Here is a 9,340-nt window from a genome sequence, read left to right on the forward strand (position 1 = left end):
AGCCTGGCTTTACCGCGGTAAAGCCAGGCTCGACCCGCAGACACCTCAATCCCGCCATGCGGGGAAGTGAGCACGGAGACGGCAAGTGTTGCCCGCTGACCGCAGGCAAACTCACTGGGCTTTACCGCGGTAAAGCCCAGCAGCCTCACATCGTCTCGGTGAGGATGTGGAGCAGAAACCATACGGAGAAGCCGCACCACACCACGGTGAACACGGCCCGGCCAGGCTTCGTCCGAACCCGAAACCAAGCCCGCGTCCGTTCGGACAACGTGTCCCCAGCCTCCCGGCTCCACAGCCCGTATACCTCGGCGGCGGCGCCGGTACCAAGCAGCAGGCCCCACACCAGATCAGCGGACATCAGGATCTCCTCCGTCAGTGAGTAGCGGCTCGGCCTGGTAGCGGAGCCGACAGCGGCAGTTGCGGATCAACGCCGGCGGGGCGATCGGATCGCCCGGATACCTCAACGGGTAACCGTCGGCGGAGAAGGCTTCCAGCACCGGAAGCGTCTGTCCGTCCAATTCCTGGTGTGCCGGCCGGACCCGCTCGTCCCCGCGGCTCATCCAGGTACGAGTGACCTGTGGCCCGCACGCGGCGGCCGATGCCTCGGCCGCGCCGTTCACGGCGGCCGCGGCGATGCTACGCGCGGCGTCGTCGGCGAGCCGGCGGGCGTTGTCGGCAAACAGGCCCCGGGTGTGACCCACCAGCTGCTCCAGCGTAAGCCCCGGCTGGTCGTTCTGGACGGCCGTGATCGCGTCCGCGACATCGGCGAGGAACGCCCGGATCGAAGCGGCACCCAGAGTGACGGCGTCCAGGGTGGCGGCGTGAAGTCCGCCGGCAGCGGCACCGAGGACCGCCGAGTTCGCAGCCACGCCAGTGAGAGCGGCGATGCACTCCGCAGCGGTGGCCTGCACCGTCAAGGCGACGAGGGGCTCAAGGGTGGCCACGCTCTCCTCCACCCACCGGTCCGGAACAACGGCCTTCGCCGCGTCGATCGGGGTGTCCCCGGACCGGGTGTCAACTTCGTACGGCCCCGGCTGCCAGTACCTCGTCCGGCTGCGTAGCTTGGGGGAGCGTAGCCGGGCCGCGATGACCTCGGCCTGGCGGGCGAGCAATGCGTCCAGGGCGGCGCTCGCCGCACCGCGAAGCCGTTCTTCCTCCGCTTCCGGCACCTCCCACCCTGCCACCGCCGGAGTGGCCCCCGAGACCGGAAGTGTCTTCACCTCCTGGGCCGCGGCCACCGCAACCGCCGCAGGGCCAGGACCAGGCCCTCGATCTGCCGCCGCACGGACCCGGTCGACTGCCGCCGCAGCCGCGCCGGCGGTGCTGATGCCGCCCACCCCCCGGACCTGGGCCACCGCCTCTGCGGCGGCTACGCCGGGCACCGGGCGCGCGGGTCCGCGCGCGGCGCCGACCGCATCGGCGGCCGCCCCTCCTCCGGCCGGGTCCTGGTCGTCGGCACCGCGCGCCTCCGCGACGGCAGCGGCAGCAGCAGCCCCGTCCTGGCCGCTGGGCGGCTGACCGTTGGTCTGCGCTGCGCCGACGAGCCCAGCCGGATCGCCAGCTACCTGGCCGCCGCCAATCCCAAGCTCTGCGGCGTCCTCGGGACGGGCCGGCACCGGGGCCTTCTGCGGAGAAAACCAGAGCGCACGCGTCTGAGGGTTGTCGATCGTGTCCCGGCCAGCCGCCTGGCGGTACTCGTCCGCGGATATCAGCCCAGCCGTCCACTCCTCCCGGAGAACCTTCAACCGCTCCCGGCGGGGCAGGTCCAGCACCTCGACGTCGGAGGTGTCGATGTATGGCCGCCACCCCTCATCGACGTCGATGTCCGGCAGAAACGCGGAGGCGATCACGTCGAGATGAGGGATGGCGGTGATCGTCCAGAAGGTGAACTCGTCCTGCTCGGCATTGGCATATGTCTTGCCCGCGGTGGAGCCGAACATCGCCTCACTCACGCCGAACGCGGCCAAGATCTCGTCCTTGCTGGTGCCCGCCAGCTCCTTGTAGGCCATGTCGCGCGGCCGGGTGCTGGTGTCGATGAACTGCACCCCGCCCGGCCCAGTGCCGATCACCGCGAGCTGACCGGCGTGGTCGACCCCGGGTGAGAACCGGGCCTCGATGCGGTCAAGCTGGCGCTCGGTCGCCCCCTTGAGATCGACACCCACGATTCCGCCCGGACGTCCGTCCCGACGCAGGAAACTGACGTTGTAGAGGCGGGCCAGGTGGTCCAGGTCGATCGAGATGCCAGCGGCCTCCAGCGGCGTGATCCCGCTGAACGGATCGGTCGGGTGCGGGTCGCGGACCCACCGGACCCGCTCCGGCGCGAGCTCCCGCAACCGACCCGTCCGCGTGGTGAACTCGAAATGGGAGAGGTAGTCCCCGCTCGGGTCCGGAACCGGCCGCACCCGGTCGGGTGGCAGGAGATCGAGGCGAGTGATCGTGCCGAGCCGAGACTTCGTGACCTCGACGAAGGCGCCCTTTTTGCTGAGCAGCACCTGCGCACTGAGACGCTTCCTGAACACCCGGCCGGTCTCCAACGGATTGGCCTGACCGTTCAGCACCCGGTAGAGCGGATGGTCGCTCAGGATCTCGCTGTGCTCGCCCGGCTTCTCGCCCCGGCCGATTGAGAACGGCCGGCGCGCCTGGTGCCCCGAGATGGTCTCCACCGACTTGAACACCCAGACACCTTGCTCGTACCCCTCGCTGATGACCCGCTCCAGGTCCCACCCGTCAGCCCGGCCCTCCGTGCCGTACTCGGCGGTGATCCCCGGCAGCGACGCCCACGACCCGTTCCACCCCTTCGACTCCATCTCGGTTGGCGCCGGCCGGGTCACCAGGCGGCGCAGCCCCGGTGCGAGGCGCCACCCCATCAGGCATCCTCACTGGCCAGCCACAGGCCAGCCGCCATCACGAACGCCGAAATCACGGCCGCGCCGCACAACGGGTGGACCATGAACGCCACGGCGGTCACGGACAACGTGCCCACGACGACCAGAAGAAGCCCGACAAGCTCCCGGGAGGGGAGCGCCAGCTGCGGCGGCGAAGGCGGGGAAGGCTGCGAGGCCGGAGGAGTCGTCACCCGGCGGACCGTAGGCACCGGTGCCCCTTACGTCGCGCCCTCACACCAGCCGGTGCACATACGCCTCAACACCCCGCCGGCTGTACGTGTGTCCGGGCACCATCCGCGCCCCCGCCGGAGCCTGCGGCGTCGGCAAGCGCTTCGCCCGCCGGCTCTGATCCCCGCCGATCAGATGCCGATTGTCGAGCAGCGCCGAGCACTTCTCATCGGCCACGTCCTCATATGGGCGCCTGCACCCCTTGCAGTACACCTCCAGCGCCGTCACCCGCTGCTGCGCCCGGGACAGGAAGCTTCCGCGGAAGTCGGCGTACCGTGCAACATCGGCAGGGACAGGAAGCTCAGCGGCGACCACCCACTCATGGTCGGCGGGCTTGGTGCTCTTCGTGGAGTCGGACGTGTTGCTCACAGGCTTCCCCTCGTCGGTCGTTGAGAAGCCCTGTCTCCACTCCAGAGCCTCACATCAACAGGTACGGAGAAGCCCCCTGTTTGGTTACACCACCACCCTAGAACAGCGAAAAGCCGTGGCCTCGCACCATTTGAGAGGTACGAGACCACGGCATACAGTCGCTGTCCCTTGCTAGCTCAGGCGGACTGCTTGGTGTGTTCGTCGAGACGCTCAAGCACGATCCGTGCGACCTCAAAGGCCTCATTGAGTGTCATGTTGGCGCAGAGCGCGTTGGCCACGGCAACGGGGTCCGTCCAGTTCAACCCGTCTGACAACGGTTCCTGGGTGGTCCCCGGAAGGGTACCGCTCGCTGCCGAACCGCGAGGTGTGGGGAACTCGGAGGCAGCACGATCAGGCTCTACCGCGGTAAAGCTGGGTCGTACCTCCGGGCTCTCTTCAGCAACGGGGCTGCGGTTCGGCTCCCCAGCCTCTGTGGAGTCCTCAACAGTCGATGGTTGCAGGGAGGTCGTCGTTTCAGCGCCCGAGGACCTGCCAGACAGATCCTCCTCAGTCCGGCCTGGGCTCGATGCCGGTTGGTCAACCCGCTGAGTCTGTGGACTGGTGCGTACCGAGCGGGCAGTCTGCTTCCGTGCACCCCTCGGGATCTGAGCCTTCTCTTGCCTCTCCTGTTCCAACTCCTCCAGGAAGTCCTTCAGCGCTGCACGCTGAGCCTCAGGGAGAAGATCGCGAACGGCCTTCGTTGCGAATCGCCGGAGCTCGCGGAAGGGGATCCCTTGGGCGGCTGCCTGCACCTGAGGGTGAAGCCCAAGGATCGCCTTCCGCTGGGAGATATATCCCTCGGACCAACCCTCTGCAGCCGCAGCCTCACGCTGGCTGGGGTACTCGGCCACAATCGACATGACGGCTTGCGCGTCCTCGACCGCGTCGAAGTCGCGCCGCTCGACGTTCTCGTCGTAGGCAGCACGCATCAGAGAAGCACGAGTCTTCGCGACATCGTCGTTGACGGCACCGAACAGCTCAGCCCGGCCGTACTTCGTGGCGGCCATCTGGCGACGGCAGCCATTGATGACGATGTAGTCGTAGCCGCGGGTCAGCTCCCCCTCGTCCGGGTAGAGCTTGAGGTATGCGGCCCGGGTGACGACCAGCACACTCTGCCGCTGAATCCTCCCGATCGACGCCAGGTCCGACAGATCCCCCACAGTGCTGCGAGGGTTGTGCGGATTGGGCAGGAGACGGTCGGTTTTGAGGGTGACCAGACGCGAACCGGGAGGCTCGGTGGGCGGCCGATCGTCGCTGGCCTCGGGACCGGGAAGGAGATCGGATGAATTGATTCGCCTACTACCCATCAGCGGGACATCCCCCGGCGCAGCTGTCGAACGATGGTCATCTGAATCTCCAACGCGAGGTTCGTGAAGTCCGCGAGGCATTCCTGAGCGACTCGCGACTTCGGGTACTGCGTCACGACATGGCCAGTGATTGCCGCCTTCGAGTGCAGCTTGTAACGGCGGATGACGGTGTTCGCGACCTTCCATCCGAACTTAGTGAAGTGCTTCCTGGTGTCGTCCCGGTCCGCCTCGCCATCGCGCGGATCCCAGTTAGATACGACAATCGTGAACGGGATACCTCGCGGAAGGACGACCTGCTGGATGGTCTCCTGAGTGGTTGGCCAGCCCAGCGGCTCTGGCTCAACCGGGACGATCACGTGATCGGCATTATCGAGTGCCGCGCGGATCGCGTCGGCTACTCGGCCCTCACCGAGGGGATCGCCCGAGTTGTCATCGCGGGCCTCGGGGGGGTACCAGCCGGGAGTGTCGACGATGACGTACTCGACGGCCGTGGAGTCCCGAAGCCGCTTGAGCGTCTCAAGGTCGTTATGCGCCTCGGCGAAGACGAATGGCAGCGTCTCCCCAACGCGGCTGGCCCACCAGGACGCGGACCCTTGAGGGTCGACTGACAACGCTGCTACGGGTGCAAGCCAATCGATCGGCTTGACCTCGACGCCCGCGAGCGCCTCAGCGATGGTGGCGGAGAGGTTGACGGTGATGGTGCTCTTGCCGACCCCGCCCTTGCGGTTGAGGACGACAATGATCGTGGCCATGCGATGGTGCTCCTAATCCGTCGACTTCCCAGGCCTGACAGCCTGGTACTTCGGACTTCCGTTGACTTCCCGAGGTGGTCCCCGGTACTTCGGACCGGGACAGCATGTCAGATACCCGCACAAAGCTCACAACCCGCGTCGTGTCTGTGTGTCTCCGGCCTTGAAGCATCCCAGCTTTACCGCGGTAAAGCTCCGTCAGCCGGCTCGATACCCCGGATCCGACGCCGACGAGCTGTCGGTTGACCGGGAGGCTTCGCGTGCTTGTCGGGCGACGGCCCAGGCGTTCTCGCCGGACAGTTTGATCCGGCGGAAGTAGAGCTTCATCGCGGTGCTGTTCCTCGCCCAGTCGCCGAGTTCGGCGATCGTGTCTTCGGGGACGCCTGATTCGTACAGCTCGGTCGCACCGCCGGCCCGCAGGCCATGGGCAGTCACCGATGTTGCGGTCGGCAAGTTGAGCAGCGCGTTGTAGCCGAGCTCGGCCCGCTCGACCTCGGATAGGTGCGCGACCCGTGCGAACGCCTTCTTGGCCAGGTCCTTGACGTACCCGTTGATGGCCTCGCCGGAGAGCATGCTCAGCTCCACCCAGTCACCTGTGGTGAGCTCCTGGTCCTCCTTCGGCCGTCCGTCCGGGTGCTTCGGCCGGGTCTGCGGGGTGAGCCGGATGGCGAGGCGGCCGGCCTTGTCGAGCGCGCGGAACAGCGCCTCGTCCTGCGGTTGGTGGATGAGGCGGCCGTACTCCAGCCAGGCCCGCATCCGGCGTACCGGGCAGATGTGCGGGGCGTCGTCCCGGGCCGGGATCCACGCCTCGAACACGCTGCCGTCCTTGCGGGTCTTCCGGTCGACCAGGCGCACAGCGATGCCGTCGCGGTGCAGGGTGATGTGGGTGACGACCAGGTGGGCGAGCTCGATCCGGCGGCTGAGCAGGTGGAAGCCGAGGGTGGCGATGGCGGCGTTGCGCCGGTCGGCGGGCCGGCCGCGCGAGTCGCAGACTGCGACCATCTCCTCCAGGTCGAGCTCGCGGACCGCCGGGCTCTGCTTGTTGGTGTGCTTGCGGTTCCACGCCGTCCGGTACGCCGCGATCATCCTGGTGACCTCGCGGGTGCCGGGCCTCGTGTTGCCCGGGGTCTCCTCCTCCTGCCAGGTGACCACCGCGCTCTTGTAGACCGCGATGGTGTCCGGGTCGAGCTCCCGCTTGATCAGGTGACCGACGTACTCGATCAGCGTGGCGGTGGTGCACGGCAGCGCGACGCGGCCGCGCTCCCCGCACCAGGTGCGGAACAGTCCAATCTGGCTGCGCCGGTTGCGGCTGGTGTTCTCCGGCGCCGCCGACTCCAGCAGCTGGGCGACGTCCTCGGAGATGACGTAGTCCGCGGCGCTGTACTGCGGCGCCACGAAGGCGGCCGGGAGCGGGCGGCCGGCGACCAGCACGGTGTCCCGGGTGAACGTGGACACGTCCAGGCCCAGCCCCGTGGGCCGGTCGGGCACGGCCGGGAACGGGGAGCCGGCCGTCTCGACCAACTCCCCGTCCACGACCTCGACGTCGCTGCTCACCATGCCGTGCTGTCGTCGTCCGGGGCCAGCCGGAACGAGGTGGTCTGGATGTCTCCCGGCGCGAAGTGGCTGCTGCCGACCGCACCGTCCGGGACGGCGGCGACGGTGATGCCCAGGGACGCGAACTCGGCGTGCTCGCGCCACCGTTCGGCCTGCCCCACCAGGTGGGCGATGTGGGCGGCCGCCTGGTCGGGCCGTCCGGCCGAGAGCGCGGTGTCGGCCGCGCCGTGGGCGTACGCCGCCTTGCGCAGCGAGACGCCGTCACCACCCTGGCGACGCTCCTGCTCGGCGCGGCGGTACACGAAGCCGGCCAGCTGGTTCACTCGCTCCAGCGCGGCCGCCACCCGGCCGGGGTCGACGGCGCCCCGGTGCGCCTCGGTGCGCAGCTCGTCAATCTGCCGGCCGTAGCGGCGCAGCTCGGCGGCGAGCCGCTCGTTGGCCTGCTCCGCGAGCTCGGCCCGCTGCTCGGCGGCCGCCAGCGCGGCGGCCTGGTCCGGCGCGCTCATGCGGCGACCGGGCCGGCGGCCCACGGGTCCGGGACGGGGGTGGCCGCGACCCAGCCGGTGGCCGTCTCGTACTCCATCTGCGAGGTGACGTGGCAGAGGCTGGGCTGCTCGTCCCCGTAGAACATGACCTTGAGCCGCTGGCCGGCGGTGTCCGTGATGACGCCTTCGCGCCCGTCGTGGCGGACCCGGCCGCCGAGCGCGACCGTGACGCCCAGGCGGCGCTCCAACCGGTAGTAGGCCCGGATGTGCTCCAGGGCGGCGGCCTGCCGCTGCCGGGTCTGGGCCTCGGCGCGGTCTTCGGGGTCGTCGTACGTCATCCGGGTCTCCTTGACGGGGTGTGAGCTGCGCGGGAGCGGCGGGCGTGTGGCCGGGGGCGTGTTCACTCGGTGGCGGGGGCGGCGTGGGGTTCGAGGATGTCGATCACCGCGCGCAGCGACTCGCGGATGGCCTTCTCCCGCCGGTCCCACTGCCGCCGGAGCTTCTGCGGGTCCGGGGTGGAGACCAGGTTCGGCTGCTGCAGCAGCAGGTCGACGGCGGCCAAGGACTCCCGGGCCCGGTAGTAGGCGTCCATCAGCGGATCGAACCGGGCGACGGCGGTGGCCTCGATCCGGCAGGCCCGGTCGGTGCAGCGGATCTCGGCGTGGACGAGGAGGTAGCCGTCGTCGTCGGAGGTGACGGTGACCGGCAGGACGGCGTCCGGATCCCGGAGGCACGGGTGGTTCTCGGCCAGCCCGGTGCGGGCCTCCTCGTGCAGGCCCGGGTAGCCGCCGACCCCGGCCAGCAGGTCGGCGGTGATGCCGCGCTCGTAGACGTGGGTCACCGAGACGGGCAACTCCCGGCCGGGCACGGCCTGTTCGGGGGTCGGCCGGGAGTTGCGGGCGCCGGGGTAGTCGGGGTGCGCGCGCCAGCGCTGGGCCAGGTCCACCAGGTCGACGCCGTTCGCCGCCCGGCCGAGCAGGGAGGCCGGGGTCGTGCCGTCGGCCTGGTCCGCGATCTCGCCGACCCGGGCCAGCCGGCGCTGCAGGGCGCGCCGGGTGGAGTGGTGCAGCCCGGGGGCGGCCAGCTCCTCGTGCAGCCGGGAGCGGACGAAGCCGACGTAGTCGTGGAGCCGGTCGGCGGGACGGCTGGGCGGTTCGGGCGGCACGGGCGGTCCTGTTCGGGTGGCTCAACTGCACTGCGGCAAAAGTGTGTTGGTGATCAGTCTGCCATGCCGTCGACCCGCCGCTCGACGTCCCGCAGGTGCCGCAGCGCGGCGTCGGGATCCTTGGTCGCGAGCTCTTCGAGCCACGGGTTGCCGGGGTGCTCGTCGTGGCCGTACCAGAGCAGCGACATCTCCCGGAAGAGCCGCAGGGCGTGGAGCTGCTGGATCGGCCCGGTGGCGTGGGCGTGGGCGAGCACCTGGTCGAGCTGCGGGAGCAGGTGGGTGAAGTGCTCGCGCTCGGCCGCCGGCACGGCCGGGTCGGCGGTACGCTCGGCGATCCGGGCCCGGACGAAGGCGGCGAGCTGGTCGAGCAGGTGCCCGATCGGTGCCCGGGGGCCTGTCGACGTCGCCACGGTGCTCTCCTGCGCGCGAAGGGGTCTGACGGGGGAAAGCCTCTCACACCGGTTACCTCGTATATTTGACATTATACGAGGCTAACGGGATTAGCCAGCGACACAAGGGGCCGAGTGGGTGTAGGGGACGCGGTGCGCGGCCGGCTTGC

General features: G+C 69.5%; 11 protein-coding genes. All 11 read right to left on the reverse strand.

Features of this window, described 5'->3' with window-relative positions:
* Positions 1-145 precede the first annotated feature (145 nt).
* Complete coding sequence (locus ACFV6I_RS33730; RefSeq protein WP_063353049.1) at positions 146-358, reverse strand: hypothetical protein; 213 nt, start codon at positions 356-358, stop codon at positions 146-148.
* The gene (locus ACFV6I_RS33735) at positions 348-2,867 is read right to left on the reverse strand and encodes a phage portal protein (protein ID WP_063353050.1); all 2,520 of its coding nucleotides are present in this window, start codon (positions 2,865-2,867) and stop codon (positions 348-350) included. The genes ACFV6I_RS33730 and ACFV6I_RS33735 overlap by 11 nt, the downstream gene beginning before the upstream one ends.
* The gene (locus ACFV6I_RS33740; RefSeq protein WP_159398759.1) at positions 2,867-3,076 is read right to left on the reverse strand and encodes a hypothetical protein; all 210 of its coding nucleotides are present in this window, start codon (positions 3,074-3,076) and stop codon (positions 2,867-2,869) included. The genes ACFV6I_RS33735 and ACFV6I_RS33740 overlap by 1 nt, the downstream gene beginning before the upstream one ends.
* 40 nt (positions 3,077-3,116) lie before the next feature.
* A complete protein-coding gene (locus tag ACFV6I_RS33745) occupies positions 3,117-3,482 on the reverse strand; it encodes a hypothetical protein (protein WP_063353051.1) in 366 nt (121 codons plus the stop codon).
* Positions 3,483-3,658: 176 nt separating this feature from the next.
* Complete coding sequence (locus ACFV6I_RS33750; protein ID WP_063353052.1) at positions 3,659-4,630, reverse strand: hypothetical protein; 972 nt, start codon at positions 4,628-4,630, stop codon at positions 3,659-3,661.
* A 197-nt stretch (positions 4,631-4,827) separates the two neighbouring features.
* A complete protein-coding gene (locus ACFV6I_RS33755) occupies positions 4,828-5,580 on the reverse strand; it encodes a ParA family protein (RefSeq protein WP_063353053.1) in 753 nt (250 codons plus the stop codon).
* A 195-nt stretch (positions 5,581-5,775) separates the two neighbouring features.
* Complete coding sequence (locus tag ACFV6I_RS33760; protein ID WP_063353054.1) at positions 5,776-7,134, reverse strand: tyrosine-type recombinase/integrase; 1,359 nt, start codon at positions 7,132-7,134, stop codon at positions 5,776-5,778.
* The gene (locus ACFV6I_RS33765) at positions 7,128-7,637 is read right to left on the reverse strand and encodes a hypothetical protein (protein ID WP_159398760.1); all 510 of its coding nucleotides are present in this window, start codon (positions 7,635-7,637) and stop codon (positions 7,128-7,130) included. The genes ACFV6I_RS33760 and ACFV6I_RS33765 overlap by 7 nt, the downstream gene beginning before the upstream one ends.
* On the reverse strand, positions 7,634-7,954 hold the full coding sequence (locus ACFV6I_RS33770) for a hypothetical protein (RefSeq protein WP_063353056.1): 321 nt from the start codon (positions 7,952-7,954) through the stop codon (positions 7,634-7,636). The genes ACFV6I_RS33765 and ACFV6I_RS33770 overlap by 4 nt, the downstream gene beginning before the upstream one ends.
* Positions 7,955-8,016: 62 nt before the next feature.
* Positions 8,017-8,781, reverse strand: coding sequence for a hypothetical protein (locus ACFV6I_RS33775; RefSeq protein WP_380429525.1), 765 nt, complete (start codon positions 8,779-8,781; stop codon positions 8,017-8,019).
* A gap of 53 nt (positions 8,782-8,834) precedes the next feature.
* Positions 8,835-9,191, reverse strand: coding sequence for a hypothetical protein (locus ACFV6I_RS33780; RefSeq protein ID WP_063353058.1), 357 nt, complete (start codon positions 9,189-9,191; stop codon positions 8,835-8,837).
* Positions 9,192-9,340 lie beyond the last annotated feature (149 nt).

The sequence above is a fragment of the Kitasatospora sp. NPDC059803 genome (genome assembly GCF_042732255.1).
Taxonomy (GTDB): domain Bacteria; phylum Actinomycetota; class Actinomycetes; order Streptomycetales; family Streptomycetaceae; genus Kitasatospora.

Excerpts from the sequence above, each read along its gene's own strand:
- ACFV6I_RS33730 (WP_063353049.1), bottom strand. The coding sequence starts at position 358 with ATGTCCGCTGATCTGGTGTGGGGCCTGCTGCTTGGTACCGGCGCCGCC.
- ACFV6I_RS33735 (WP_063353050.1), bottom strand. The coding sequence starts at position 2,867 with ATGGGGTGGCGCCTCGCACCGGGGCTGCGCCGCCTGGTGACCCGGCCG.
- ACFV6I_RS33755 (WP_063353053.1), bottom strand. The coding sequence starts at position 5,580 with ATGGCCACGATCATTGTCGTCCTCAACCGCAAGGGCGGGGTCGGCAAG.
- ACFV6I_RS33760 (WP_063353054.1), bottom strand. The coding sequence starts at position 7,134 with ATGGTGAGCAGCGACGTCGAGGTCGTGGACGGGGAGTTGGTCGAGACG.
- ACFV6I_RS33765 (WP_159398760.1), bottom strand. The coding sequence starts at position 7,637 with ATGAGCGCGCCGGACCAGGCCGCCGCGCTGGCGGCCGCCGAGCAGCGG.
- ACFV6I_RS33770 (WP_063353056.1), bottom strand. The coding sequence starts at position 7,954 with ATGACGTACGACGACCCCGAAGACCGCGCCGAGGCCCAGACCCGGCAG.